We start from the raw sequence: 26,401 nt of genomic DNA, 5'->3' as shown, positions 1-26,401 counted from the left end.
TACTGCACCACGATCGGCGGCCTGGGCCGGCCGACCGTGGTGCGCGACCTTACACCGGGCTGAGCATCAGCGCGGTCAGGAAGGCCACCGTCGCCAGCGCTCCGCTCGTCTGGGTGTCCGGCGTCGACACCGTTCCCCAGTCCCAGCCCCACTCGTTGTTGGTATCCCCACCCGGTAGCGGGGCGTGCTGGGTCGCCCCCGGTGCCGGCTGGTAGGGATTCGCGGGCTGCGGCACTTTTTCCGGAACAGCCGTCGGATTCGGCTGCGGAGCCGGCGACGGGCTCGGCTTGTCGATCTTCTTCACCTTCGTGTAGGTGTACAGCTCGATTCCGGCGGCCTTCGACGACGAGCGGACGGTGATGAGTTCATCGCCCTTCAGGCTGGGGGACGACTGAGGGAGCGCGAACTTGAAGCCGGCGACGACCTGCCTCTTGTCCCCCTTCGCCCGCAACTGCTTGGTCAGATACTTGATGTAGTTCTTGAGCTGCGCGGGTCCCGTGGATTCCGCCGACGGCCTCGACGACTTGTAGTTGGCCGACTGCTTGTGCTTGATCTCCCAGACGTAGACCTTGTCGTCCGTCCAGTAGATGAGGTCTGCGTACCCGGTCTTCTTCTTGCTCTCCTTCCTGATGTTGATGCTGCGGTACGAGCCGTGCTTGATGGAGTTCGCCTTGCGGCTCGTGGTGACGGCCCCGTGGCCTCCGTTGTTGGCGAGGTCGTAGAAGCGGACCGCCATGGCCCGCAGCAGCACCGCCATGTCGTGCCGGGAGTTCCACAGCGTGCGCCAGAAGCCGCCGCCGAAGAGGAAGTCGAAGAACAGTCCGGACGGATCGCTGTAGGCGATGGGGTTGTTGACGCTGTAGCTGTAGCCGTTGAGGCTTTGCGGCAGATACGGCGTCGCCAGCGGATCGGGCGACAGGAACCGGCCGAGCCCCGGATCGTAGAGCCTCGCCCCGAGGAGGGAGAAGCCGGTGGAGTCGTCCTCGGCCTTGCCGAGGAAGCCCCGGTCCGTGCCCGCGGGCAGCGTGGTGGCGCCGCGCTGCTCACCGAACGGCAGGTACCGCCGCCTGGTGACCACGCCCGTCGCCTGGGCCACCATCAGCTGGGTGGAGCTCTGCGTGTCCGACATCAGCCAGACGAGTGTGCCGTTGGTGGTGCCGTCCGCCACGCGGACGGCCACCGCCGTCCCCTCCATCGCGTAGTAGCGGCTGGCCTTCGTTCCGGAGGCGGTCGAGTGCAGTTCCTGGCCGTCCAGGTACAGCACCTTCTCGTCTTTGCCGGTGCGCAGCAGGACGTTGCCCTCGACGTCATTGACGTACGTCGACACCTCGTCGCCGGCCGGCTTCTCCTGCGTGACCCTGCTCAGCCGGTGCTGTGCGTCCCAGTCCAGGGTGGAGTTCACTCCGCCGACGGTGCGCGAGGTCAGCTGGCCCTTGTCGTTGTAGCCGTAGGTGTCCGTGCCCGACGACGTGGTGACAGACGTGACCGCGTGCGGGTGCGCCTGGTCGACCGTGTAGGTCGACTCGTCGGCGCTGTAGCCCGGGTACTTGTAGTCCTTGACCGTCGACCCCGTGGCCGTGGTCGCGGTGACGGACTGGATGTTGCCGAGCCGGTCGTAGGTGTACTCCCGCTGGTAGGGGTCGGGGCCCGCGAAGTCCGACTGCGCGGTGGCGGTGCACGTCGTCGCGGCTGTGGTCCAGGCCGCCTTCAGCCGTTGCAGGCCGTCGAAGGTGTAGCACTGCTGCTGGCTTGAGGTGGTCTCGCGCAGGGCGGTGACGGTTCCCGCGTCGTTGCGGGCGTAGGTGTCCTCCTGAACCGTGGTGGTGGTGCCCGAGGCGAGCGTGCTGGTGGTGACGTTCTTCAGCCAGCCGGTGCCGTTGGCGTCGTCGTAGGCGAAGGTGCGGGTGGCACTCGTGCCGGTGCCCGCGGTGCCGTACGAGCGGGAGATCGTCCGGCCGAGGTCGTCGTAACCGACCCCGGACACATAGGTCGCCAGGCTGCTGGAGAGCTGGGTCGGGTCGCCGTACGCCGAGTGCTGGGTGGTGACGGTCTCGGCGGGCAGGCCGCCCACCGCCGGGTAGTCGACCGAGGTCGTCTGGTCGTTGGCGTCGTAGTGGTAGGCGAAGGTGTAGCTGCCCTGGAAGCCGTTGCCGTCGCTGGGGACGACGGTCGTCTTGGACGTGGCCCGGCCGCGCGCGTCATAGGCGTCGGTCTTGGACACATAGCTGTAGCCGTCGGCGTACGAGGCGGCCGAGGCCAGCAGACCCTTGCCGCCGGTAGCGGTGTCCCACCGCCACTCGCTCAGCAGCGTGGAGCCCGAGGAGACCGACGTCTGGCGGTTGAGCTGGTCGTACGCGTGGGTGAGGACGGTGGTGCCGTCCGTGACGGTCTCGATGTTGCCGTTGGCGTCGTAGGTGTTGGTGCTGACGCCGCTGTCGAGATCCTCGGTCCTCAGGCGCTCTCCCGCCCAGTTGTAGGTGTAGTGGGTGGTGTTGCCCCGCGCGTCGTGGACGTACTTGAGACCGCCGCTGCGCGTGTACTCGTATTCCGTGGTGTAGGACTCGTTGCCGTTGTGCTCGACCAGCTTGACCGTCTGGCCGTCGACATCGGTGTAGGTGTCCTTGGGCTCGCCCACCGGCGGGACGACGGTGGTGAGATCGGCGCCGCCGTAGCTGGTCACCGTCTTGTTCGCCGACTGTGCGACGCCCATGACGAGGATCTGAGACAGCGTGGTGCGCCCGGCCCAGTCCACCTCCAGGTCGTTGTAGGCCGGGATGTCCGAGACCGCCGGGTTGACCATGCCGGAGCCGGCCGCCTGGCTGTTGTAGAACTCCGCGGACGTGCCGGCGACATTGCCCGACGCGTCGTAGCGGGTCACCGTCACTGTGCGGCCCGTGCCCGACGATGCGGGGATCTGGGTCTCCCGCACCCGGCCGAGGCCGTCGACGTAGCCGATCGACTTCTGGAAGGTGGTGCCGGACTGGAGGATCTCCGTGGTCACCTTCGCCGGTGCGCCGGTCGCCACGTCGGGCACACCCGTCGAGGACGGGGCAACCGGGACCGAGTAGGAGAACCGCATGGACGGGGTGCCGTCGGGGTAGTTGGCGGACTCGGTCGGCTTGAAGACCTGGATGGTGCGGCCCAGCGCGTCATAGACGACCCGGCTGGTGTTGCCGTTGGCGTCCACGGTCTTCCACGGCTCCCCGAAGAACCGGGAGATGTACGTGGTGGAGGTGAGCGCCGTCCCGCCGGTCGGGGTCGGGGTCGTGGTGGTGATGCCGTCGACCGGCCAGGACGTGCTCGGGTTGTACGTGGTGGTGGTGAGGTTCTGCTTGCCGTCCCAGTTCTCGACCGGACGTCCGGCGCTGTCGAAACCGCTCTTGGTGGTGCGGTAGTTGCCGGCGTCGGTGTAGGTGCGGACCTCGGTCTCGTTGCCGTCGATCAACTTGGTGTCGTTCTCGGACTGCGTCGTGGCACCGTCGAAGAGCGTGACGGTCCGCTTGTCCTGGTGCAGGGTGCCCTGCCCGTTTGCCTGGTCCTGGGCCTGGGCGGTGCAGGAGACGGAGTAGTGCCGTTCTTCGTCCTGGTACACCATCCACCGCTTGGTGCCGGTCGTGTCGAGCTCGTCAGTGTTGTAGGCCCGTCCGTACTCCGTGCACGTGTTGTCGGAGACGTTGGTCTCACCCCAGTCGTCGACGCGCATCGGCAGGCCGAAGGTGGTGGAAGCGGCCTCGGTGTCGTCGTACTCGTTCTCGACGATGTGCTCGCGCCACGTGGAGAGGTCCGTGTCGGTGGAGTCGTAGACCTTCTCCAACGTACGCGTCCTGCTCTCGCGTACGAAGCGGGCGTCCGGCAGGCCCGTGTACTGGGCGGTGTTGTGCATCCAATACTCGTGCCACTCCCTGGCCTGGGACTTGTCCACGCTGTCGCGCGTGGAGGTCTCGAGCGGCTTGCCCGCCAGCCACGCGGAGTCGGTCCACTCGGTGCCCTCGGAGTCGGTGACCTTCACCGTGCGGGTCTGCGAGGGATCCGTCTTGGAGGTGCGGTCGCCGTCCAGGCCCCGGTACAGCCAGTTGTACGTGGAGTGCCGGTTGGCGTTGGCCCCGGTGGTGACGAGCACCTTGGCGTAGCCGCGCCACTCCGACCAGGACTCGTCCTCGTCCTTGGCGATCGGGTCGGCGGTGAACCGCCAGCCCGGGGCGCCGTCGTACTCGTACGTCGTGGTCATCGCGGGATCGCCGTCCCCGAGATCACCGGGGTCCACCACGATCTGCGTCACGACGAACTTCTTGAACCAGCCCGTCCGCTCGGTCGTCTCACCCTCCGGCGTCCACTTCTGCCAGAAGCACTCGAAGTTGTTGTTCGACTGTGAGGGCAGGTTGGCCGCGTCGCACTGCCGGGAGACGGCGCCGTCGGACGCATGCCCGTAGGTGACCGACACGGTGGAGCCGAGGTCGGTGAAGACCTTGTTGACGCGGCGGAAGTTCAGCACCGTGCCACCGCCGACCTGGTTGTCCAGGTACTCGCCGTTGAAGTTGATGGTCGGCAGGGTGACGTCGTCACCTGCGTAGCCGCGGCGCTGGATGTAGTCCAGCCACAGTGTGCCGTCGATGGCCCCTTCGGGGTTCATCAGCGCGTACTTCATCTGGTACTGCGTGACCAGATCCCAGCTCGCCGCGTCGTTGTCGCGGACGTAGGTCTTGATGTCCCAGAGCATTCCGCGCTGAAAGAACGTGGGGTAGTACGTCTTGCCCGCGCAGGATTCGCCGTCGTCCGGGCCGTCACAGATGAGGTCGACCGGCACGTCCGGGTAGGACGACGGGGACGAGTCGATCGTCGGGCAGTCCGGGACGGTGTTGTCCAGCGGGTCCTTCTCGTTCATCCGCTCGACACAGCGGTTGACATGCTGGAACTCCACCTTGGCGGGCAGTTGGGCGCCCGCGATCTGCGAGGACCAGCCGTACTCGATCCGGCTCAGATACGAACCCGCGTCATAGGAACGGGCCTTGTCGGACGCGGCCACCGAACGGTAGTGGTTCTGCTCCTTGTCGTAGAAGTAGGAGTTCTCGACCTCGTTGGGCGTCACCACCCGGTCCAGGCTCCAGCGCCAGGCCTGCTTGCAGGGGCTGGGGTACGAGCTGTTGCAGGGCTCGCCCGCGTCGTCGCCGACGACCGGGACGGTCAGCACCGAGTTCGTCCTGCTGGTGGGGGAACGCTCCGAGCGGCCCCAGCCGAAGTAGTAGCGGGTGCCGTCCTGCTGGCTGATCACCCAGAACTCGTCCGTGTTGTCCGAGCCGTAGCCGCCGTTGAGCTTCTGCACCTTCCAGCCGGGGTCGTCCTGCATGTGGAAGGAGCCGGTGCCGGTGTTGTCCTGGATGAGCTCCGTCGTCATTCCGGCGATGTTGATGACGTACACGGCGCCGTTCGGGTCCGCGCCCGAGTTCGGCGAGTCCCAGCACAGGTCACCGAAGGTCGGATGCCCGTCCTGAGTGCAGTTCTTGTAACGGCGCTCGATGTAGCCGAGGTTCAGGTCCCAGCCCATCCCGACCCAGGACGCCTGGTTGTTGGAGGCCGACGTACGGCCGTCCACCGACTGGGAGTTGTAGGTCAGTGCAAGGTCCGGGGCCTCACCCACCGGTGGCTCGGGCACCTCGATCGGCACTTGGTAGGTGAACGCGCCCGAGCCCATCGACACGTCCCACTTGCCGGTGGGCGACAGCGTGCTCGCCCGGAAGTCGCCCTTGTCGGACGATGAACTTGTGGTCAGCGCGTAGACGGAGGGCTCCACCAGGGCCGCGGTGCTGGAGTACGCTTCGGTCTGCGGCGCGGCCTCGACCGTCGCCGTCAGCCTCTGACCCTCCGTGTCGTTCTTCGCGGGTACGTAGCTGCCGCTCTGGCATGCCCCCGCCTTCGGGTTGGTCGCCGCGCAGGCCGGCAGCCGGATCAGCCGCAGCCGGGAGGCGAAGTCGCCGCCGTAGGCGTGGGCGAAGCCCGAGTAGTCGATGGAGAGTTCCACCGCCCCGGCCGTCTGCCCGCCGTCCCGGCGTGCGAGCCGCACCGCGAGTCCCAGACCGCCGACGGCCTCGGCCCTCGCGCGCCCCAGCACCTCGACGTCGACCTTGGAGGGCGCTGCCGCGCCCTTGGCCTTCGCGGAGTGCCGGGCCGTGCGGACCGTCACCACCGATCCCTTGGCCGCCCTGACCGGCGCGGATCCCAGCGTCACGGTGCCACGGCCCGCCTTGGGCCAGGTGACCTTCGCCGGTTTCGTCTGGGACGGCTCGGTCACCTGCGGCACCGGGCTGTCTAATTTTCCGATCGGCACACTCGGCTGGTCGCCGCTCGGCGACGCTGCCACCGCCGTGGGCGTGAACGCCACAACTGATAGAAGCCCTGCCAGCAATGCCTTGCTGACCAAGGCAGCCACACCTCGAGAACGCATGCGTCTCACGAAGCTCCCACCCCCATGCGTAACAAAGATCAATGCAATGCCCCCGAGGGTAAGAATTTCTCATCTGGCATGTCTAGATCATCAAATCGGACATGCGTCACCTCACCGTCATCTCAGCAGACCCTCCACAGGCGTTGGCTGGCAGCCACATGCACTCCTCTGGCAGCATCCACTTGGCAGATACATGTTCGACCGGTGTCAGGGGGGTCTGGTGCGTTCAGCATCACGCCATGGTTCAAGCCGTCTCGCCGCGGCTCTCTTCTCGGTCTCGCTTGTCGCGGGCCTTCAAGTTGGCCTGGCGGACACCGCGTCCGCAGCCGTCACGGGGGGCCCGGTCTTCAACAAGCCGACCGGCACCGTGGCCGAGCAGCAGGCGATACGCACACGACTGCTCGACTACATCAACCAGTCGCCGTCGGGCTCGTCCATCAAGGCCTCGGTTTATCACTTCTGGGACGCGGAGCTGGCCCAGGCCATCGCGGACGCCCACGCCCGCGGCGTTGACATCCAGCTGATGATGGACGAGAGCGACGTCAGCGACAAACCCAGCGACCCGACGTACTCGATCCTGACGACCGCCCTCGGCACCGACCTCACGAAGAACTCGTTCGTCGGACTGTGCCCCGTCAACAAGTCCTGTCTGGGCCAGCCTTCACAGGGCGCCTCCATCAACCACAACAAGTTCTGGCTGTTCTCACAGCTCGACGGGGCGTACGACGTCGTGGTGCAGACGTCGGCGAACCTCACGCCGTCCAGCTACAGCCGGTTCTGGAACGACGCCTACGTCCTGCCGAACAACGTGACGATCTACACGGCGTACAGCAACTACTTCGGCAAGCTCGTCGGCCAGGACTGGGCCAACTGGCAGTACAGCTCCACCACCAGCAGCCCCTACAAGGCCTACTTCTTCCCGCGTCCGGCGGACGATCCGTCACCGGGCGACACCATCACCGCCGTCCTCGACAACGTGACCTGCACCTACACCGAGGGCGGCACCACCAAGCACACCACGGTGCGGGTCGGGATGTTCAAGCTCACCCGGCTCGCGGTGGCGCAGAAGCTGGTCGCGCTCAAGACCTCCGGATGCACCGTCGACATCGTCTACTCACAGACCGACAGCGGCTCCTCCAGCGGCACGTGGGAGACCCTGCACGCCTCGGGTGGCCCCACGCTGCGCTGCTACAACTGGGACGACGACAACGACCCGGCCACCGCCTCGCGCATCATCCACTCCAAGTACCTGTTGATCGAGGGCAAGTACGACGGCACGACGGGGCAGAAGGTGCTGTGGACCGGCAGCCACAACTACACCGGCCCGGCCCTCACCAAGAACGACGAGGCGCTCCTCAAGGTCGACGGCGACGCCGACCACGACGCCTACGTCACGGACTTCAACGCGGTGAAGGCCGCCGCCGTGCCCGGCACCGCAGACGACACGAACGCCTGCAAGGGGATCACCAGCACGCCCGAGACCTGATCACGGCATGGTCCGGTCAGGCCGTCCGAAGTGGTCCAGCGCCCGCCGCGCCTGCGGCAGGTAGCCCTTCCGGCCGCCGGTGGTGGTTCCGGCCGCCGCCCGAGAAGCCGCCCCGGCTGACGGCGGACGGACCGGCGGGAGGCGTGGCATCCCGCGGGTCCGTCCCACTCCCACGGCTCAGCCCTCGCGCGCCGCCGAGGCCCAGCGCGCCGGATCCTCCCCCCACCGCCCCGGTGGCCGCGCCCAGTCCGCCGGCCCGCCCGCAAAACGCGTCGGCGGCAGGGCGTACCGCAGCCGGCCCAGCACGCTGTCGGTCTCGGCGAGCCAGTCGGCCGGGCGGTCGTACGCCTCCTGCGCGTGCCCCGTGGCCCGCACGGCCCCGTCCGTCAGCCAGGCGGCCGTCCGCGCCAGCGCCAGCCGTACGACCCGGGTCCCGCCCTGCTGCGTCTGCTCGGTGAGGGACCTCAGGACCGCCGCGGCCAGCAGATACCCCGTGCCGTGGTCGAGGGCCTGCGCGGGCAGGGCGCCCGGCCGGTCGGCCGACCCCTCGGTCACCGCGATGCCGCCGGCGACCTGCACCAGACTGTCGAAGCCGCGCCGCCCGCCCCACGGGCCGTAGGCACCCCACGCCGACAACTGGGCCACCACGAGCCCGGGCCGCCGCTCGGCCAGGTGCCCGGGGCCCAGTCCCAGCCGGTCGAGTGCTCCGGGCCGGTATCCGGTGACGACCACGTCCGCATCCGCCAGCAGTCCGTCGAACGTCCGCCGGTCCGCGGGCGCCCTCAGATCGAGGACGGCGGACCGCTTCCCGATGCCCATGTCGGCGTGCTGATCGGGGAGTTCGGGCAGACGCGGGCTGTCGATCCGCAGGACGTCCGCGCCGAGCAGGGCCAGCGTCCGGGTGGCCACGGGGCCCGCGATGACCCGGGTGAGGTCCAGGACGCGCAGTCCCGCGGCGGGCAGCAGCGGTTGCCCGCCGAGCGGTACGAGCGGTACGAGGGGTCGTACGGGCGCGTCGTCGAGCCGTTCACGGCCCACCAGCGGGTGTGCGGCGATCGCGCGTCCCTGCTCGTGCGCCGCCCACTCCCCGGGCGTGCGCAGCGCGACCGCGAGCCCTCCGGCCGCGTACACGCTCTCCTCCACCTCGGCGGACGACCGCTCGGCGAGCGTCTGCGCCACGGTGTCCGCGGACGCGTCCGCCGGGAGCCCGAGCGCGCCGAGCAACCGCGCCCGGTGGTGCGGATAGTTGGCGTGGGTGCGCACCCAGCCGTCCGCGGTGCGCCAGAACCGGGACAGCGGCGCGAAGGCGACCGGTGCGCGGCCGTCGACCAGCAGATGCCGCTCGCTGTGGAAGGCGGTGGCCACCGCCCCGTCGTCCACCTGTACCGGGGGCACGGCCGGCAGCCCGGCCCGCCGTGCGCCCCACTCGGCCGCGGCCAGGGCGCACGCCCCGACACAGGCCCTCGCGACCTCCCGCACGGGCAGCCGCGAGGGCAGTGCGCCCTGCCGCACGACGGCCGAGATACCCGACAGCAGAGCGGGGTCCCCGCCCAGTGCCGCCCATGCCACGTCCATGTCCGTCATGGGAGCACTGTGCAGGGTGTACTGGATCAACACGGCCGCCGGGGTCGGGCGTCGGCCCGGCCCCGGCGGCCGCCGGTCCGTCCTTACCTGGTCACGGCCTTCAACGCGTCCACGGTGCCCCAGCCGTAGAACCCGTTGCGGTTCTTCGAGCCCTGGCACACCGCGTCGACCTTGCCGTCGGCGTCGATGTCGTACGGGTCCGTGCACGGCGTGGGGTCGGCCCCGGCGTAGAGCAGCGCCTTCACCAGGGCCGCGGAGGCGTGCGGGTGCGTCGACTTGATGAGCGCGGCCACCCCCGCGGCGTGCGGGGACGCCATCGACGTGCCCGCCATGTAGCCCCAGGTGCCGCCGGGCAGCGGGCCGAGGATCAGACCGCTGGTGGCCGGCGGTGCGGGGGTCTGGTAGCGGGTGGCGTCGCCGCCGGGTGCGGCGACGTCGATGACGCCGAGGCCGTAGTTGGAGAACGACGACTTGATGCCCTTGGCGCCCGTCGCGGCGACGGTCACCACACCCGGCAGCTGCGTCGGTATGTCGAAGCAGCGGTGCGGGTCGATGACCCGGTCGCTCGGTGTGCCGTCGTTCGGGGAGACCGGGTCGGTGATCGAGTCCGCGTCCAGGTCGTAGTTCTCGTTGCCGGCGGCCGCGACGTTCACCGTGCCCTTGCGCTCCGCGTACCGCGAGGCCCGGGTGATCGCGTCGACGAGCGCCTTCTGGTCCGGGTCGTCGGTGCAGTTGAAGTACCAGGGGTCGGTGTAATAGCTGTTGTTGGTGACGTCGACGTGGTGCTCGGCCGCCCAGACGAAGCCGCACACCACGGCCTCGGTGTAGAAGTAGCCCGCCGTCGTGGCCACCTTGATCCCGGCGACCTTCACGCCGGGCGCGACGCCGGTGATGCCGACGCCGTTCCTGGCGCCCGCGATCTCCCCCGCGACATGCGTGCCGTGCGGGCTCTCCGAGGCGCTCGGCCGCCAGGCCCCGTCGGCCGTGTCCGGCTTGCCCGACACGCAGTTGACGGACGCGGCGCGGTCGAAGTTCGGCGCGATGTCCGGGTGGGTGTCGTCGACGCCGGTGTCGATGACGGCGACCGTGACGTCCGGGCTGCCGAGCGTCTTCTCGTGCGCCTTGTCCGCCTTGATGGCGGGCAGGTCCCACTGCAGCGGCTCCAGCGGGTCCTGCCCGTCGGCGGCGCGCGCGCCCGCGACCTCCGCGGAGGTGAGCACCTTCGGCGTGCCGACGTCGGTCGTCGACTGGGCGGGCAGCGGCGCGTTGCGGGTGGCTCCCGCCGACTGCACGCCGCGCACCGTGCGCATGGTCCTGGCGAAGTCGGGGTTCGAGGAGTGGACGACGATCACGCCGATCCGGTCGTACGAGATCACGATCGTGCCGCCCGCGTCGGCGATCGCCTTCTTCATGCGCGGGGTGGTGCCGTGGCCGGGGCGGACGTTGACCACATAGCTGAGCGAGGCGGCGTCCGCCGTCGTGGCCTTCGGCGCCGTCTGTGCCGCCGACGCGGTGGCGTTCGGCAGGAAGGCGAAGGCGGTCGCCATGGCCATGCCCAGCGGAAGGGCGACGAGACGGCGTGAGCGCTTGCGCAGCGCTGTCATGGAGGTCTCCAGTTCGTTCGCGAGTGCGGCGGTGCGAGCCGTGCGAAAGCTCGATGAACGGGGCCCTGCGGCTACTTGACCGCTCGCAGGGCGTTGACGATGCCGAAGCCGTAGAAGCCGTTCACGTGGTCGCCGCCCACGCAGGTCGCGTCCACGACGCCGTCGCCGTTGCCGTCGTAGGGGTCGGTCGGGCAGCCCGGGTTGTCCGCCTGCGCCTTGAGGAGCCACTGGAGCTGGGCCGGAGTCGCCCACGGGTGCTTGGACTTCAGCAGTGCGGCCACGCCGGCGACGTGCGGGGACGCCATGGAGGTGCCCTGGAGGAAGCCGTACCCGCCGCCCGGCATCGTGGAGAGGATGCGGCCGTTGGTCGACGGTGTGTCCGGGATCTGGTACTTGTCGCCGCCCGGCGCCGCGACGTCGACCACGCCGTCGCCGTAGCTGGAGTAGTAGGACTTGGCGCCCTTGACCCCGGTCGCGCTCACCGTGACGACGCCCGGCAGCTGGGTCGGCACGTCGAAGCACTCGTGCGGGTCGACGGTGCGGGTCACCGCGGTCGAGTCGTCGGGGCTGGAGTCGTCGACCAGGGAGTGCGAGTCGAGGTCGTCGTTGGAGTTGCCCGCGGAGGCGACGTTGAGGGTGCCCTTGTGCTGGGCGTACAGCTGGGCCCGGTTGACCGCGTCCACGATGGCCCGCTGGTCCGGGTCGTCCATGCAGTTGTACAGCCACGGGTCGACGTAGTAGCTGTTGTTCGTGACCGCGACGCCGTGGTCGGCGGCGAACACGAACGCGCAGACGACGCTCTCGGGGTAGAACAGCTCGTTGACCGGGTCGGCCACCCTGATGCCGGCGACCTTGACGCCCGGGGCGACACCCGCCACGCCGAGGCCGTTGCGGGCCGCCGCGATCTCACCGGCGACGTGCGTGCCGTGGTAGTGGTCGGGGCTCGCGGGCCGCCAGGCGCCGTACGAGGTGTCCGCCTTGCCGCCGACGCAGCTCGCGGACTGCGACGCGGAGAAGTTCGGGGCGAGGTCGGGGTGGGTGTCGTCGACGCCGGTGTCGATGACGGCGACCGTGACGTCCCGGCTGCCCGGGTTGATCTGCGCGGCCTTGTCGGCGCCTATCGCGCGCAGGTCCCACTGGTCGGCCTCGAGGGGCTCGCTCTCACCGGCGGAGGCCGACGCGCTCGTGATCCTCGCGGCCTCCGACTTCGTCAGGTACTGCGCGGCCCCCTCGTCCGTCGTGCCCGCGGCCGTCAGCGGCGCGGTCCGGGTCGCGCCCGCGGACTGCACCCCGCGGACAGTCCGGAGGGTCTTGGCGAAGTCGGGGTTCGAGGAGTGGACGACGAAGACGCCTATCTTGCCGTACGTCACCACGATCGTGCCGCCGGCCGCCTCTATCGCCCGGCGCACCGTCGTGATCGTGTGACGGTCCGTGCCGGTGTTGACGACGTAGGCGAGGGCGGGGCCGTCCGCGGTCTGCGCGGTCGGCGCGCCGGTGGCGGCGAGCGGGGCGGCCGAAGCGGCGCTCGGCAGGAAGCCCAGCGAAGCGGTGAGCGACAGCACGACGGGCACGGCGAGAGCGAGCCGACGTCTGGAGGACAGATGAGCCATGGGATCTCCACATCATCCGGAAACGTGAACGAGCCGGAACGCGGGTGGCGTCCGGCAGGTACATGACGGGTGGTGCAGAGCGAAGCTATCTGTCGTCGCGGCTGGCCATCAACGATTTCCGGCAAGGACGTAGAAGAAAACGAACCGCGTTGAACCGCTCCCGGTGTTGCCCCGTGAACGTTGTGCAGGGAGCAGGGAGACGATCGACGCCCCCTGCCGGATCACATATCAGAGCACTACCGTCGCACTCAGTGATGTGATCCAGGTCACCGCAGGGTCCTACCGCGCGCCTGCACGACCCCGTCCCAGCGGCGAGGCTCCAGTCATCGCCGACCACCGCCTTCACCGCACCCGCAACGCGAGGAGACACCGTGGCAACCGACGCACCACCCCCTTCGACGACTGAACAGAGCCTTCCGTCGACCGAGCATTACGTCGAGGTCCAGGAGAGCGCCGAATTCGGTGAACTGCGCCGCTCTTACCGCTCGTTCGCCTTCCCGCTGACCGTGGCGTTCAGCGTCTGGTACTTCATCTACGTCCTGCTGTCGAACTACGCGGGCGACTTCATGGGCACCAAGCTCTTCGGCAACATCAACGTTGCCCTGGTGCTCGGCCTGGCCCAGTTCCTCACCACGTTCCTGATCGCCTGGTGGTACGCGCGGCACGCTGCCGCCAAGCTCGACCCCAAGGCGGAAGCCATCAAGTCCCGCATGGAGGGCGACGCATGAGCAACGCAATCACCCTGGCCGCCGGCGCGGCCAGCGAACACAGAGGGCTGATCATCAGCCTCTTCTCGGTGTTCGTCCTCGCCACCCTGGTGATCACCGTCTGGGCGGGCCGCCAGACCAAGGACGCCGCCGACTTCTACGCGGGCGGTCGTCAGTTCACCGGCTTCCAGAACGGTCTCGCCGTCGCCGGCGACTACATGTCCGCGGCGTCCTTCCTCGGTATTGCGGGCGCCATCGCCCTGTTCGGATACGACGGCTTCCTCTACTCCATCGGATTCCTGGTCGCCTGGCTGATCGCCCTGCTCCTGGTCGCGGAGCCGCTGCGCAACTCCGGCCGCTACACCATGGGCGACGTGCTCGCCTACCGCATGCGCCAGCGCCCGGTCCGCACCGCGGCCGGCACCTCCACGATCGTCGTGTCGATCTTCTACCTGCTTGCCCAGATGGCGGGCGCGGGCGTCCTGGTCTCCCTGCTGCTCGGCATCACGAGCGACGGCGGCAAGATCGGCATCGTGGCCCTCGTCGGCGTCCTGATGATCGTGTACGTCACCATCGGCGGCATGAAGGGCACCACCTGGGTGCAGATGGTCAAGGCCGTCCTGCTCATGGCCGGCGCGCTGTTGCTGACCTTCCTGGTGATGCTGAAGTTCCACTTCAACGTCTCCGACCTGCTCGGCCAGGCCGCCAGCAACAGCGGCAAGGGCAGCGCCTTCCTGGAGCCCGGCCTGAAGTACGGCGCCACCAGCCTGAGCAAGGTGGACTTCATCTCGCTCAGCATCGCCCTGGTCCTCGGCACCGCCGGTCTGCCGCACATCCTGATCCGCTTCTACACGGTGCCCACCGCCAAGGCCGCCCGTAAGTCCGTGATCTGGGCGATCGGCCTCATCGGTGCCTTCTACCTGATGACCCTGGCCCTCGGCTTCGGCGCCTCCGCGCTGATCAAGCCGGAGGAGATCATCGCCTCCAACAAGGCGGGCAACACGGCCGCGCCGCTGCTCGCCCTGCACCTGGGCGGCGTCGACTCCACCTGGGGCGCGATCCTGCTGTCCAGCATCTCGGCGGTCGCGTTCGCCACGATCCTCGCGGTCGTCGCGGGCCTGACCCTGGCCTCCTCCTCGTCGTTCGCGCACGACATCTACGCGAACGTCATCAAGAAGGGCAAGGCCACCGAGAAGGAGGAGATGCGCGCGGCCCGCTGGTCCACCGTCGGCATCGGCGCCGTCTCCATCCTCCTGGGCGCCATGGCCCGCGACATCAACGTGGCCGGTCTGGTCGCCCTCGCCTTCGCGGTCGCCGCGTCCGCCAACCTGCCGACGATCCTCTACAGCCTCTTCTGGAAGAAGTTCACCACCCAGGGCGCGCTGTGGTCGATCTACGGCGGTCTGATCACCTCGGTCGGCCTGGTGCTGTTCTCGACGGTGGTCTCCGGCAAGCCGACCTCGATGTTCCCCGACGTCGACTTCCACTGGTTCCCGCTGGAGAACCCGGGCCTCGTCTCGATCCCGCTCGGCTTCCTGCTGGGCTGGCTCGGCACCGTCCTGTCGAAGGAGGAGCCGGACGCCGCCAAGTACGCCGAGCTGGAGGTGCGGTCCCTGACCGGCACCGGAGCGCACTGACGGTACCCGGCGGCGGTCCTCGCACCGCAGTCCGTGCCGACGGCCGCGTCGCATCGAAGGAGGAGCCGGACGCCGCCAAGTACGCCGAGCTGGAGGTGCGGTCCCTGACCGGCACCGGAGCGCACTGACGGTACCCGGCGGCGGTCCTCGCACCGCAGTCCGTGCCGACGGCCGCGTCGCAGATCCCTGCGACGCGGCCGTCGGCCGTCCGCACACCTCGTGGGATCGGACCGCTGCCGATGTCGGTGGCGTCACGTAGGCTCTCAGGAGTTGGACTTGCGTGATCCGCGACGCGGGAGGGGGCCCACGTGCTCATCGACACCTACGGCCGGGTGGCGACCGATCTGAGGGTCTCACTGACCGACCGGTGCAATCTGAGATGCACGTACTGCATGCCCGAGGAGGGCCTGCAGTGGCTGGCCAAGCCGGACCTGCTGACGGACGACGAGATCGTCCGCCTGATCGGCATCGCGGTCACCACCCTCGGTGTCACGGAGGTCCGCTTCACGGGAGGCGAGCCCCTGCTGCGCCCCGGCCTGGTCGGCATCGTCGAGCGGGTCGCCGCGCTGCGGCCGCGCCCTCAGACGTCGCTCACCACGAACGGCATCGGCCTGGGGCGCACGGCGGCGGCCCTGAAGGCGGCGGGCCTGGACCGGGTCAACGTCTCGCTGGACACCCTGCGCCCCGACGTGTTCAAGGCGCTCACCCGCCGTGACCGGCACCGGGACGTCCTCGACGGCCTGCGGTCGGCCCGCGCGGCGGGCCTGACCCCGGTCAAGGTCAACTCCGTCCTGATGCCGGGCCTGAACGACGACGAGGCCCCCGACCTGCTCGCCTGGGCGGTCGAGGAGGACTACGAACTCCGCTTCATCGAGCAGATGCCCCTGGACGCCCAGCACGGATGGAAGCGCGAGGGCATGGTCACCGCGGGGGACGTCCTGGCCTCGCTGCGGACGCGCTTCGAGCTGAGCCCCGAGGGCGCCGACGAGCGGGGCTCCGCGCCGGCCGAGCGCTGGATCGTCGACGGCGGCCCGCACCGCGTCGGCGTGATCGCCTCCGTCACCCGCCCGTTCTGCGCCGCCTGCGACCGCACGCGGCTGACGGCCGACGGGCAGATCCGCACCTGTCTGTTCGCCACCGAGGAGACCGACCTGCGCACGGCGCTCCGCTCCGGTGCCCCCGACGAGGAGATCGCCCGCGTCTGGCGGCTCGCGATGTGGGGCAAGAAGGCGGGCTCGGGGCTGGACGACCCGTCGTTCCTGCAGCCCGACCGGCCGATGTCGGCGATCGGCGGGTGAGACCGCGCCCGCCGCGGGACCGTCGGCGACGGCCCCGTTCGCCGTGGGCGGCCGGGGGCGGTGCCTCAGCCAGTCCCGGGCTCGCGCGGCTCCCCGGAGCCAGCGGCCTGCCGGGACTCCCACTCCGCCAGCGCCACGACGTCCTTGAGGAACCCGCGCACGCCCAGGAACTGGGAGAGGTGCTCGCGATGCTCCGCGCAGGCGAGCCATGTCTTGCGGCGCTCGGGGGTGTGCAGCTTGGGATTGTTCCAGGCCAGGACCCATACCGCGGCGGCGCGGCAGCCCTTCGCGGAGCAGACCGGGGAGGGCGCGGCGGAGCCGGGGGCGTTCACCATCACGCCCCGACCCTAACGTGCGCCGCCCCGGGGCGTTCGGGCGGTGACAGGGACGATCGACACGTGACACCACGAGGCGTCCAAAAGGCGACGCCGAGCAGCCACGGGGGGAGCTGCCCGGCGTCGGTCCGTCGCTCCGACGGGGGATGCGGAGCGCGTACGAAGTATGTCACGGGTAGCCCGCCGCCCGGCAGCGGAACAGCACGATTGATCTGAGCTTTTCTTGAGCTTCGGGCGGGGCCGGTTCCGTTTCCCGGCGCTCCGCACCGATCAGGTCTGCTCACGCGGCTGGCCCGGGACGCCCGCCCCCGGCCCGGCCGGGGCGGCCGCCGGGCCGTGTTCCGGGTCCGCTTCCGCGAAGCCGCCGGCGCTCTCGGTGCCACCCGGGCCGGGGTCGGCTCCGGCGGAGGGCGGCGTGAGCATCGGGCGCAGCGGGACGGTGATGAACGTCGAGGGGAGCGACGGCGCGTTCTCCCGCCCGGCATTGGCGATGACGACGGCGACGTAGGGCAGGACGGCCCCCAGGACCAGCGCGATGACCGCGACCGGCCGCTCCACGTTCCACAGGGTGGCCGCGAGGATCACCGACACCGTGCGGACGCTCATCGAGATGACGTAGCGGCGCTGCCGGCCGCGTACGTCGTCCGCGAGCCCCTGGCGGGCACCCGTGATCCGGAACACTTGGGCGTTGCCCCCGCTTCTGGGCTTCCGCATCACATCCACCGCCCGCCTGCCTCGGCCTCTCCCCGGCCCGTACCCTGGTCCGCACCCGGCCAGGACCGGGGCCCGAACATGCTCCACGTTACGCCGCGCCTGCGCAGCCTACGAGACCGGGGCACGTGCGGCCCGGGCGAACACGCTGCTCACTCCCGCGTACGGAGGACTCGGCATGCGCCGTACGACGGACGGTCCCAGACTGGGCGTACTGCTCACGTCGAGCCGTACGAGGAGGCGGTCATGGGCTGGTTGTGGGCGATCATCGTCGGATTCGTACTCGGCCTGCTGGCCAAGCTGATCCTGCCGGGCAAGCAGCACAGCCCGCTGTGGCTGACCACCCTCATGGGCATGATCGGCGGGATCGTGGGCAACGCGGTCGCCGGGGCCCTCGGCGTCGCGGCCACCCCGGGTGTCGACTGGAGCCGCCACGGGCTGCAGCTCGCCGCGGCGGTCCTCTTCGTTTTCCTCGGCGAGATGGCGTACATGTCGATGAAGGGCGGCAGGCACAGGGAGCGGGCCTGAGGCCACGGACGAGGGGGCGGTCCCTTGCGGGACCGCCCCCTCGTGTTCGCGCGCAAGCGCCTCAGGCGCTGGTGACCTCCACCGCGGCCAGATTCTTCTTGCCGCGGCGCAGGACCAGCCAGCGCCCGTGCAGCAGCTCCTGCTCGGCGGGGACGGCGTCCTCGGCCGTCACCTTCGCGTTGTTCACGTACGCGCCGCCCTCCTTCACCGTGCGCCGCGCGGCCGACTTGCTGGGCACGAGACCCACCTCCGCGAACAGGTCGACCACCGGGGCGAGCGCCTCGACCCGGGCATGCGGTACCTCCGAGAGGGCCGCCGCCAGGGTCCTTTCGTCGAGGTCCGCCAGCTCACCCTGGCCGAAGAGCGCCTTGGACGCGGCGATCACGGCGGCCGTCTGCTCCGGGCCGTGCACGAGCGTCGTCAGCTCCTCGGCCAGCGCACGCTGCGCGGCACGGGCCTGCGGGCGTTCCCCGGTCTGCTCCTCCAGCTCCTCCAGCTCCTCGCGGGACCTGAAGGACAGGATGCGCATGTATGTCGAGATGTCGCGGTCGTCCACGTTCAGCCAGAACTGGTAGAACGCGTACGGCGTGGTCATCTCCGGGTCGAGCCAGACGGCGCCGCCCTCCGTCTTGCCGAACTTGGTGCCGTCGGCCTTGGTCATCAGCGGCGTCGCCATGGCGTGCACGGTGGCGTCGGGCTCCAGCTTGTGGATCAGGTCCAGGCCCGCCGTGAGATTGCCCCACTGGTCGCTGCCGCCCTGCTGGAGCGTGCAGCCGTACCTGCGGTAGAGCTGCAGGAAGTCCATGCCCTGCAGGATCTGGTAGCTGAACTCCGTGTAGCTGATGCCCTCGGAGGACTCCAGACGCCGGGCGACCGAGTCCTTCGTGAGCATCTTGTTGACGCGGAAGTGCTTGCCGATGTCCCGGAGGAACTCGATCGCGGACAGGTCCTGCGTCCAGTCGAGGTTGTTGACCATCACCGCCGCGTTCTCCCCCTCGAAGGAGAGGAACGGCTCGATCTGGCGGCGCAGCGTCTCGACCCAGCCGGCCACCGTCTCGGGAGCGTTCAGCGTGCGCTCCGCGGTCGGGCGCGGGTCCCCGATCAGGCCCGTGGCGCCGCCCACCAGCGCCAGCGGCCGGTGCCCCGCCTGCTGGAGCCGACGCAGGGTGAGCACCTGCACCAGGTGGCCCACGTGCAGGGACGGCGCCGTCGGGTCGAAGCCGCAATAGTAGGTGACAGGACCGTCCGCGAGCGCCTTGCGCAAAGCGTCCTCGTCGGTGGACAGGGCGAACAGCCCGCGCCACTTCAGCTCGTCGACGATGTCCGTCACGGTTCTCGCGTCTCCTCGGGTGGTCATCGGCGGTCGGGTGACAGCCGACTACGAGGTTATACGCCCTGGCTGACCGAGCTCATGTTGAAATCGGGGATGCGTACCGGGGGCATCGCGGCCCGGGTGAACCAGTCGCTCCACTCCCGCGGCAGCGTCTTCTCCGTGCGGCCCGCCTCGGTGGCGCGGCCCAGCAGATCGACCGGGGACTCGTTGAAGCGGAAGTTGTTGACCTCGCCGGTGACCTCGCCGTTCTCCACGAGGTAGACGCCGTCCCGGGTCAGACCGGTGAGCAGCAGGGTCGCTGGGTCGACCTCGCGGATGTACCACAGGCAGGTCAGCAGCAGCCCGCGCTCGGTCCGCGCGACCATGTCCTCCAGGGACCGGTCGGTGCCGCCGTCCAGGATCAGGTTCCCGATGGACGGGGTGAGCGGCAGACCGGTCAGGGCCGCGCTGTGCCGGGTGCTCGTCAGGTGCTTCAGCTCCCCGCCGCCGATCCACTCCGTGGCCTTCAGCGGCAGCCCGTTGTCGAACACCGAGGCGTCGTCGCCGGAGGCGTGCGCGATGACGAAGGGTGCCGTCTCCAGGCCGGGCTCGTGCGGGTCGCTGCGCAGGGTCAACGGCATCGCGGAGAGCCTCTCGCCGATCCGGGTGCCCCCACCGGGCTTGCTGAAGACCGTGCGGCCCTCCGCCGCGTCCCGGGCCGCCGCCGACCACATCTGGTAGATCAGCAGATCGGCGACCGCGGTCGGCGGCAGCAGCGTCTCGTACCGGCCCGCCGGCAGATCGACCCTGCGCCGGGCCCAGGCCAGCCGCCGGGCCAGCTCCGCGTCCAGCGCCGCCGGGTCGACGTCCTTGAAGTCCCGGGTGGAACGCCCCGCCCAGGCCGAGCGCCTGTGGTCCGGCGACTTCGCGTTGAGCTCCAGCGTGCCGCTCGGCTGGTCGTGGCGCAGGCGCAGCCCGGTCGACGTGCCGACGTACGTCGACACGAGTTCGTGGCTGGCGAAGCCGTACAGCTCCCGTCCGCCCGCCCGCGCGCGGGCGAACGACTCGCCGAGCGCCGGCGCGAAGTCCGCGAAGACGGCCGAGGAGGTCTCGGCCGGCGCCTCGGTGAAGTCCGGCGCCTGGGGCACGCCCGTGACCAGCGGCTGTGCGTCCTCGGCGGGACCTGCGGAGCGCGCGGCGGCCTCCGCGGCCCGGACGAGGGGTTCGAGTTCGTCGGCGGTGACGGCCGAACGGGAGACGACCCCGGACGCCGTGCCCTGTGCGCCGTCCACCGTGGCGACGACGGTGAGGGTGCGTCCGCGTGTGACGCCGTTCGTGGTCAGCGCGTTGCCCGCCCACCGCAGATTGGCGGTGGAGTGCTCGTCGGCGATCACCACGCAACCGTCCGCCCGGGACAGCGCCAGGGCCTGCTCGACGATCTCGTGCGGCTTGTGGGTACGCCCGGTCATCGGCCGGCCTCCTGGGTGGTGTTCAGAATGTTGACGCCCCTGAAGAGGGCCGACGGGCAGCCGTGCGAGACGGCCGCGACCTGGCCCGGCTGGGCCTTGCCGCAGTTGAAGGCGCCGCCGAGGACGTAGGTCTGCGGACCGCCGACGGCCGCCATGGACCCCCAGAAGTCGGTGGTGGTCGCCTGGTAGGCGACATCGCGCAGCTGACCGGTGAGCCGGCCGTTCTGGATCCTGAAGAACCGCTGGCCGGTGAACTGGAAGTTGTACCGCTGCATGTCGATCGACCAGGAGCGGTCCCCGACGACGTAGATGCCGCGGTCCACCCCGCCGATCAGGTCCTCGGTGGACAGTCCGGCCGGATCCGGCCGCAGCGACACATTGGCCATGCGCTGCACCGGCACGTGCGAGGGCGAGTCGGCGTAGGCGCACCCGTTGGAGCGCTCGAAGCCGGTCAGCCGGGCGATGCGCCGGTCCAGCTGGTAGCCCACGAGCCTGCCGTCCCTGACGAGGTCCCAGGACTGGCCCTCGACGCCCTCGTCGTCGTAGCCGATGGTCGCGAGCCCGTGCTCGGCGGTGCGGTCACCGGTGACGTTCATCAGCTCGGAGCCGTACTTCAGCCTGCCCAGCTTGTCGAAGGTGGCGAAGGAGGTGCCCGCGTACGCGGCCTCGTAGCCCAGTGCCCGGTCCAGCTCGGTGGCGTGGCCGATGGACTCGTGGATCGTCAGCCACAGGTTGGACGGGTCGACGACGAGGTCGTACACGCCCGCCTCGACGCTCGGCGCGCGCATCTTCTCGACGAGCAGCTCCGGCAGCCGCGCGAGCTCCGAGTCCCAGTCCCAGCCGGTCCCCGTCAGATACTCCCAGCCGCGGCCCACCGGCGGAGCCAGGGTGCGCATCGAGTCGAACTCGCCGGTGGACTCGTCGACCGAGACCGCGGTGAGCTGCGGGTGCAGCCGGACGCGCTGCTGGGTGGTCACCGTCCCGGCGGTGTCGGCGTAGAACTTGTTCTCGTGGACGGTCAGCAGGGAGGCGTCCACGTGGTTGACGCCGTCGGCCGCGAGCAGCCGACCGCTCCAGTCGGCCAGCAGTCCCGTCTTCTCCTCGTCGGGCACGGTGAAGGGATCGATCTCGTAGGAGGAGACCCACGTCCGGTCGGCGTGCACCGGCTCGTCGGCCAGCTCCACCCTCTCCTCCGACCCGGCCGCCCCGATCACCTGTGCCGACAGCCGAGCCATCGCCACCGCCTGCGAGGCGACCGCGGCGGCGGCGTCCGGGGTCAGGTCGACACCGGAGGCGAACCCCCAGGTGCCGCCGTGCACGACCCGGACCGCGTAGCCGAGGTCGGTCGTGTCCGACGAACCGGAGGGCTTGCCGTCGCGCAGCCGCCATGCGGCACTGCGCACGCGCTCGAACCGGAAGTCCGCGTGCTCGGCCCCCAGTGACCGCGCACGGGCCAGCGCGGCGTCGGCCAGCGGGCGTAGCGGAAGCGCGAGGAACGACTGATCGATCTCATGGGGCACGGGTGGGATTCCCTTCGCTGTGGCCGTCGGGTTCGTCCTGCCGGTGGCGCGGTCACGCACGGGCCGGAACTGAAGCATGTCCCATGCGGGCCGCTCGTGCCGGACATCTCCCGAGGCCGGCCCGCCGCCGGACGCCGCCGGGCTGCCGTCGCCGGATGCCGCCGGGCCGTCGGCGCCGGATGCCGCCGGTCCGGCGGCGCCGGGCGCGGACGGGCCGCCGTCGCCGGACGCAAACGGACCGTCGGCGTCCGACGCCGGGCGCGGAGCCGGGCCACCGCGCGCCGGCGGCTTCCGGGCCCTTCCGGCGGGGGCCGGGAGTCTCGTCAGCGGCGCGGGGCGGTGCGCTTGGGCGGCGTGATGCGGACCCGCTTCTCCACCGGCGCGCTCTCGATGTCGTCGAGCTGCGCGACGATCGTGCCGCGCAGGTCGTCGTAGTCCTCGAAGACGTGGTCGTTGAAGAGGGTGTAGCCCGTCCACATCAAGTTGGCGCACACCCGCGCCGGCACCCGGCCGGTCCGGGCGCCCATGCCGACCAGCGCCACCGACCGGATGCTGCCCGGCGCCTCCTTGTTCTGCCGGTGGATCGCCTGGAACGCGGCAGCGCAGGCCAGGGCCACGTTCAGGGTTTCCTTGATGTTCTCCGAGGACGCCTCCATCGTCGGCGTCGAGATCAGGAACTTCGGCCTGACCGCCCCGGACGCGACGCACACCGCGCTGCCCACCGGGAGCGAGCCCGCGAACCGGCCGCGGATCGCCTTCTGCACCCGCAGCTGGATGCCCGCGCCGAGATGCCGCTTGATGACCGCGTCGACCCCGCCGTCCATCCGGCCCCGGGAGTTGGTGGGGCTGACCCAGGCGTCGACGTCCTGGTCGAGGATCGACCCCTCCCGGATCTGGATCGCGGGGGTGTCGGCGAACGCCGCCCGCCACGCCTCCACCACTGCGCTGTTGATGTCCGTCAGCACTACTTCGAGAGGCGGCTGCACGCGGTCGACGGTCATGGCTCACTCCGATTCGGGAACGGTTGCTCGACTGATGGGGACGCTAGCGGGCCCCACTGACAGAGCACCCGCCGCGGCCGGCGCCTCCACGACCCGGTAGGGGACTGTCAGAGGGTCGGCATAACCTCATGGGCACTTCGCCGATCAGGCCTTCCACCACAACCAGTTCGACCATTGGAGCCTTGCCGCCATGAGCGACGCCCCCACCCCCGCCACGCCCGACCCGAACGACCCGCTGGCCCTCGCGGAACTGTTCAAGGGCGGCGGTGAGCCGTGGCTTCCGCTGCTGAAGCCGGTCATCGAGGCGCAGCCGGACGCGGCCGCGTTCATCGGCCCCAGCCGCAGTTCGGAGGTCGTGCCCGTCCGCGAACTGACCTTCCAGGCGCTCAAGCCCCACGCACCGCACAAGTGGAAGGTCGTCGTCTTCGGCCAGAACCCGTACCCGAGGCCGGAGAGCGCCACCGGCATCGCCATGTTCGACAACACCTTCCACGACTGGAAGGACAGCCAGTTCGGCAAGGTCGTCAGCATCCGCTGCATCATCAAGGCAGCGGCGATGTGGAAGTACGGCATACCCAAGAAGACGCCGATAGCCGACATCCGCGCGCTGCTGAAGGAGAAGGACACCGTCCAGCCGCCGGAGTGGTTCCAGGCGATGCTCACGCAGGGCGTGCTGCTGCTGAACGCGGCGCTGACGGCCAGCGGCGACCGGGCGATCGGCACCGACCGGCACACCAAGTTCTGGCGGCCGGTGGCCGAGCAGATCGTCGAGGAGATCCTCAAGGCCAAGCAGGACGCGGACGAGGAGGACCGCGGGGTCGTCTTCGCGTGGTGGGGGGCGCACGCCCGCAACCTGAAGAAGGTGGTTCTGGGGCTCCAGGAGAAGTACCCCGCGGTCGAGGTCCGGCACATCGACCACGCCAACCCGGCGGCGCAGGGCGACATCTTCTGCGACGGCGACCACTTCGACATGGTGAACGACGCCCTCGCGTCGGTGGGCGCCGACGGGATCGACTGGCTGCCGAGCACGGGCTGGAACAAGCTCGCGGCCGAGACCGGCGGGGCCGGCGGCGAAGTCGCCGACCGCATGGGCGCGTTCATCGCGTCCACCATGGAGCTGCACCAGCTGTACCTCGACCGTCTCGCCGGCGTCAAGCACGAGGGACTCGTCCTTCCCCCGGTCACCGGCGTGTTCGACACCCCGCTCATGGACTTCCGCGAGGCCGCCGCCCCGGTCGCCGCGCTGCTGTCCGGGCTGGGCCAGTACGTCGACCGGTCGCACGAGTTCGGCAAGCGGCGGGCGGACGAAGCGTCCGGCGGCCTGTCCGCCGACGCGATCGCCGCCCTCTACCTCTACACCTGCGAGTCCGCGTTCTACCAGGAGATCAACGCCACCCTGCGCTCCCCGGACCGGACCAGGCTCGTCCCCTACCTGCCGTATCTGCGGCTGCTGTTCTCGGCGGTGTCGCAACTGCCCGTCCGTACCGAGCCGTTGTGGCGCGGGGTGCCGCTGGACCTGCGTGCGCAGTACCCGCTCGGACAGACCGTGACCTGGTGGGGCGTCTCCTCGTGCACGTCCGACGTCGACGTGGCCAAGTCGTTCCTCCGCAGCCGTGGCAAGCGGACGCTGTTCGAGGTGGTCCCCGCCCGGGCCGTGGGCATCCGCGACTTCTCCGCGTTCACCGGTGAGGAGGAGTTCATCCTCCTGCCCGGCACCCAGCTGGAGGTGACGGACGTCAAGGACGAGGGCCGCGGCCTGTGCACCGTGAGGCTGACGGAGCTGGAGGAGCAGACCCTGGTGTCCTGAAACCGGATGCCCGAGCCGACCGCCGCGCCGGCCCGCCCCGGGTGGGCTGGCGTCGGGCAGGGCGGCGGCCGGCGTCGGGCCGCCGCACGGGACCGCGGGTCGTCGGGAATCCCCGGGAAGACCCCCGCCTCCGGTCCCGTCGGCCGGTTGAGAGGACGCGGCGACCGCAGGTCCTTCAGGTGCCGGCCAGGCAGCAGCAATTGGAGGATTTGTGCCAGGTCCGAGCAGTGCGACCAGGCGTGGAGTGGAGCGCAGGTGACACAAAGCCGCCAATTCGTCGGCCGGAAGCTGGGTGCGGAAATGGAGTCGACTCCCGTTCAGGACCCGGGCAGCCGCGCCCTCTCCCGTCCACCGGCACCAACGCGAGGCCATCGGCGGCCGACCGGGGGCTCCTACGTGCTGACCACGGGAACCGGCTCCGGCAAGAGCCTCACCTGCATCGTGCCGATCGTGCACCAGGTCCTGCGCCGCCCGAACCCCGACGGCATCTGGGTGATCGTCGTCTACCCCATGAACGCGCTGGCCGACAGCCAGCACCACGAACTGGAGAAGTACCTCCACTGGAGCATCCCCGAGGACCGCCGAAAGGTGACCTTCGAGCGCTACACCGGCCAGGAGAGCTCCGAGAAGAAGCTCCGCGCGCGCCTGCGGAACAAACCGGATATTCTGCCCGCCAACTACGTGATGTCGGGGTACCTGCTCACTCGCCCTGGCGAACGGCGGGAGCTGATCGGCGCAGCCCGCGGCCTGCGCTTCCTCGCCCTCGACGAACTGCACACCTAACGGGGCCGCCAGGGCGCCGACGCGGCTCTCCTGGTGCGCCGGCTGCGCGACGCCTGCCAGGCCCCGGACCTGCATCACTTCGATAGCCGATTCGCCACCTATGGTGGTGCCACCAAAGCCCAGGTCAACAAAGGGACCATGCCGTGGCTGTCGGGTGATGCTGAGTAATTGTCAAGACGTGTGGATCTGACGAGCACGGAATGGCCCCGGGCTGCCTTGAGCAGAGCAAGGATCATACGATGCGGCGCGTGACCGAGGGATCCATCGCTCTGACGGCCGCTCTGGCCGTCGGGGCCACCGTGCAGCGGAAGAGGCGGCATCGATGAACGCTCCAGCTACCCCGCCCCGCCCGTTGGACATCCTTTCGGTCTTTCCTGAGCTTTCCGGTCACACGAGGACAGCGGTCCGATTGCACCCCGTGCCGGCTCACCCAGGCCCTCACGAGAGTTCGATCGGCGGCCCGCTGGCTTGGCCGGCCGATGAGGCCTGGCCGACCTGCCCGGGAGGTGACCACCTCAAGCACCGCCCGCCGCATCGACCCGGTAACGTCCGTGGCGAGCGGTCCGAGAC

Annotated in this window: 17 protein-coding genes; 7 read left to right on the top strand and 10 right to left on the bottom strand. The window is 70.0% G+C overall.

Going from position 1 to position 26,401, the window contains the following annotated elements; translation table 11 throughout:
- Nucleotides 1–49 precede the first annotated feature (49 nt).
- Nucleotides 50–6,415 carry an RHS repeat-associated core domain-containing protein gene (locus ACFYMU_RS11715; protein WP_388371551.1) on the bottom strand — a complete coding sequence of 2,122 codons (6,366 nt, stop codon included), beginning with the start codon at nucleotides 6,413–6,415 and terminating at the stop codon, nucleotides 50–52.
- Between the two features lie 391 nt (nucleotides 6,416–6,806).
- Between ACFYMU_RS11715 and ACFYMU_RS11710 the strand changes: the two genes are divergently transcribed.
- Complete coding sequence (locus tag ACFYMU_RS11710; RefSeq protein WP_388371548.1) at nucleotides 6,807–7,925, top strand: phospholipase D-like domain-containing protein; 1,119 nt, start codon at nucleotides 6,807–6,809, stop codon at nucleotides 7,923–7,925.
- 177 nt (nucleotides 7,926–8,102) lie between these two features.
- Here the strand turns inward: ACFYMU_RS11710 and ACFYMU_RS11705 are convergent, their stop codons facing one another.
- The 3 genes from ACFYMU_RS11705 to ACFYMU_RS11695 form a co-directional block, all read right to left on the bottom strand.
- Entirely contained in the window at nucleotides 8,103–9,509 is a 1,407-nt protein-coding gene (locus tag ACFYMU_RS11705; protein ID WP_388371545.1) for a CoA transferase, read from the bottom strand.
- An 83-nt stretch (nucleotides 9,510–9,592) separates the two neighbouring features.
- Nucleotides 9,593–11,113 carry a S8 family serine peptidase gene (locus ACFYMU_RS11700; protein WP_388371542.1) on the bottom strand — a complete coding sequence of 507 codons (1,521 nt, stop codon included), beginning with the start codon at nucleotides 11,111–11,113 and terminating at the stop codon, nucleotides 9,593–9,595.
- 71 nt (nucleotides 11,114–11,184) lie between these two features.
- On the bottom strand, nucleotides 11,185–12,723 hold the full coding sequence (locus ACFYMU_RS11695; protein WP_388371539.1) for a S8 family serine peptidase: 1,539 nt from the start codon (nucleotides 12,721–12,723) through the stop codon (nucleotides 11,185–11,187).
- 371 nt (nucleotides 12,724–13,094) lie between these two features.
- Here ACFYMU_RS11695 and ACFYMU_RS11690 point away from each other — a divergent pair, with 371 nt between their 5' ends.
- The 3 genes from ACFYMU_RS11690 (at nucleotide 13,095) to moaA (ending at nucleotide 16,365) form a co-directional block, all read left to right on the top strand.
- On the top strand, nucleotides 13,095–13,451 hold the full coding sequence (locus tag ACFYMU_RS11690; protein WP_388371536.1) for a DUF485 domain-containing protein: 357 nt from the start codon (nucleotides 13,095–13,097) through the stop codon (nucleotides 13,449–13,451).
- Nucleotides 13,448–15,067: a cation acetate symporter gene (locus tag ACFYMU_RS11685; protein ID WP_388371533.1), complete on the top strand. Its 1,620-nt coding sequence runs from the start codon at nucleotides 13,448–13,450 to the stop codon at nucleotides 15,065–15,067. Before ACFYMU_RS11690 ends, ACFYMU_RS11685 begins: the two co-directional genes overlap by 4 nt.
- 308 nt (nucleotides 15,068–15,375) lie before the next feature.
- Nucleotides 15,376–16,365, top strand: a complete 990-nt coding sequence (gene moaA / locus ACFYMU_RS11680) for a GTP 3',8-cyclase MoaA (RefSeq protein ID WP_388371530.1) — start codon at nucleotides 15,376–15,378, stop codon at nucleotides 16,363–16,365.
- Nucleotides 16,366–16,430: 65 nt separating this feature from the next.
- On the opposite strand, the gene ACFYMU_RS11675 is transcribed toward moaA, so the two are convergent.
- Both ACFYMU_RS11675 and ACFYMU_RS11670 read right to left on the bottom strand, forming a co-directional pair.
- Nucleotides 16,431–16,700, bottom strand: coding sequence for a hypothetical protein (locus ACFYMU_RS11675; RefSeq protein WP_388372220.1), 270 nt, complete (start codon nucleotides 16,698–16,700; stop codon nucleotides 16,431–16,433).
- 270 nt (nucleotides 16,701–16,970) lie between these two features.
- Nucleotides 16,971–17,414, bottom strand: coding sequence for a DUF3099 domain-containing protein (locus ACFYMU_RS11670; RefSeq protein WP_388371527.1), 444 nt, complete (start codon nucleotides 17,412–17,414; stop codon nucleotides 16,971–16,973).
- Nucleotides 17,415–17,657: 243 nt separating this feature from the next.
- Between ACFYMU_RS11670 and ACFYMU_RS11665 the strand changes: the two genes are divergently transcribed.
- Nucleotides 17,658–17,939 (top strand): GlsB/YeaQ/YmgE family stress response membrane protein, encoded by a 282-nt coding sequence (locus ACFYMU_RS11665; protein ID WP_388371524.1) that lies wholly within the window; start codon nucleotides 17,658–17,660, stop codon nucleotides 17,937–17,939.
- 61 nt (nucleotides 17,940–18,000) lie between these two features.
- On the opposite strand, the gene tyrS is transcribed toward ACFYMU_RS11665, so the two are convergent.
- From tyrS to ACFYMU_RS11645, 4 genes are all read right to left on the bottom strand, one after another.
- Complete coding sequence (gene tyrS / locus ACFYMU_RS11660) at nucleotides 18,001–19,269, bottom strand: tyrosine--tRNA ligase (RefSeq protein ID WP_388371521.1); 1,269 nt, start codon at nucleotides 19,267–19,269, stop codon at nucleotides 18,001–18,003.
- A 56-nt stretch (nucleotides 19,270–19,325) separates the two neighbouring features.
- Nucleotides 19,326–20,720, bottom strand: a complete 1,395-nt coding sequence (locus ACFYMU_RS11655; RefSeq protein ID WP_388371518.1) for a metallopeptidase TldD-related protein — start codon at nucleotides 20,718–20,720, stop codon at nucleotides 19,326–19,328.
- The gene (locus tag ACFYMU_RS11650) at nucleotides 20,717–22,240 is read right to left on the bottom strand and encodes a TldD/PmbA family protein (protein WP_388371515.1); all 1,524 of its coding nucleotides are present in this window, start codon (nucleotides 22,238–22,240) and stop codon (nucleotides 20,717–20,719) included. Before ACFYMU_RS11650 ends, ACFYMU_RS11655 begins: the two co-directional genes overlap by 4 nt.
- A 323-nt stretch (nucleotides 22,241–22,563) precedes the next feature.
- Nucleotides 22,564–23,241 (bottom strand): macro domain-containing protein, encoded by a 678-nt coding sequence (locus ACFYMU_RS11645; protein WP_388371512.1) that lies wholly within the window; start codon nucleotides 23,239–23,241, stop codon nucleotides 22,564–22,566.
- A gap of 190 nt (nucleotides 23,242–23,431) precedes the next feature.
- Between ACFYMU_RS11645 and ACFYMU_RS11640 the strand changes: the two genes are divergently transcribed.
- Nucleotides 23,432–25,048, top strand: a complete 1,617-nt coding sequence (locus tag ACFYMU_RS11640) for an ADP-ribosyltransferase domain-containing protein (protein ID WP_388371509.1) — start codon at nucleotides 23,432–23,434, stop codon at nucleotides 25,046–25,048.
- A 396-nt stretch (nucleotides 25,049–25,444) separates the two neighbouring features.
- Nucleotides 25,445–25,831 (top strand): DEAD/DEAH box helicase, encoded by a 387-nt coding sequence (locus ACFYMU_RS11635; protein ID WP_388371506.1) that lies wholly within the window; start codon nucleotides 25,445–25,447, stop codon nucleotides 25,829–25,831.
- Nucleotides 25,832–26,401 lie beyond the last annotated feature (570 nt).

It is taken from the genome of Streptomyces sp. NPDC007264 (genome assembly GCF_042869095.1).
Lineage (GTDB): Bacteria > Actinomycetota > Actinomycetes > Streptomycetales > Streptomycetaceae > Streptomyces.
Note: the sequence above shows the minus strand (reverse complement) of the source record. Positions and strands in the feature narration are given on the sequence as shown.

Excerpts from the sequence above, each read along its gene's own strand:
- ACFYMU_RS11705 (WP_388371545.1), bottom strand. The coding sequence starts at position 9,509 with ATGACGGACATGGACGTGGCATGGGCGGCACTGGGCGGGGACCCCGCT.
- ACFYMU_RS11700 (WP_388371542.1), bottom strand. The coding sequence starts at position 11,113 with ATGACAGCGCTGCGCAAGCGCTCACGCCGTCTCGTCGCCCTTCCGCTG.
- ACFYMU_RS11695 (WP_388371539.1), bottom strand. The coding sequence starts at position 12,723 with ATGGCTCATCTGTCCTCCAGACGTCGGCTCGCTCTCGCCGTGCCCGTC.
- ACFYMU_RS11685 (WP_388371533.1), top strand. The coding sequence starts at position 13,448 with ATGAGCAACGCAATCACCCTGGCCGCCGGCGCGGCCAGCGAACACAGA.
- ACFYMU_RS11675 (WP_388372220.1), bottom strand. The coding sequence starts at position 16,700 with ATGGTGAACGCCCCCGGCTCCGCCGCGCCCTCCCCGGTCTGCTCCGCG.
- ACFYMU_RS11670 (WP_388371527.1), bottom strand. The coding sequence starts at position 17,414 with ATGCGGAAGCCCAGAAGCGGGGGCAACGCCCAAGTGTTCCGGATCACG.
- ACFYMU_RS11665 (WP_388371524.1), top strand. The coding sequence starts at position 17,658 with ATGGGCTGGTTGTGGGCGATCATCGTCGGATTCGTACTCGGCCTGCTG.
- ACFYMU_RS11655 (WP_388371518.1), bottom strand. The coding sequence starts at position 20,720 with ATGACCGGGCGTACCCACAAGCCGCACGAGATCGTCGAGCAGGCCCTG.
- ACFYMU_RS11645 (WP_388371512.1), bottom strand. The coding sequence starts at position 23,241 with ATGACCGTCGACCGCGTGCAGCCGCCTCTCGAAGTAGTGCTGACGGAC.
- ACFYMU_RS11640 (WP_388371509.1), top strand. The coding sequence starts at position 23,432 with ATGAGCGACGCCCCCACCCCCGCCACGCCCGACCCGAACGACCCGCTG.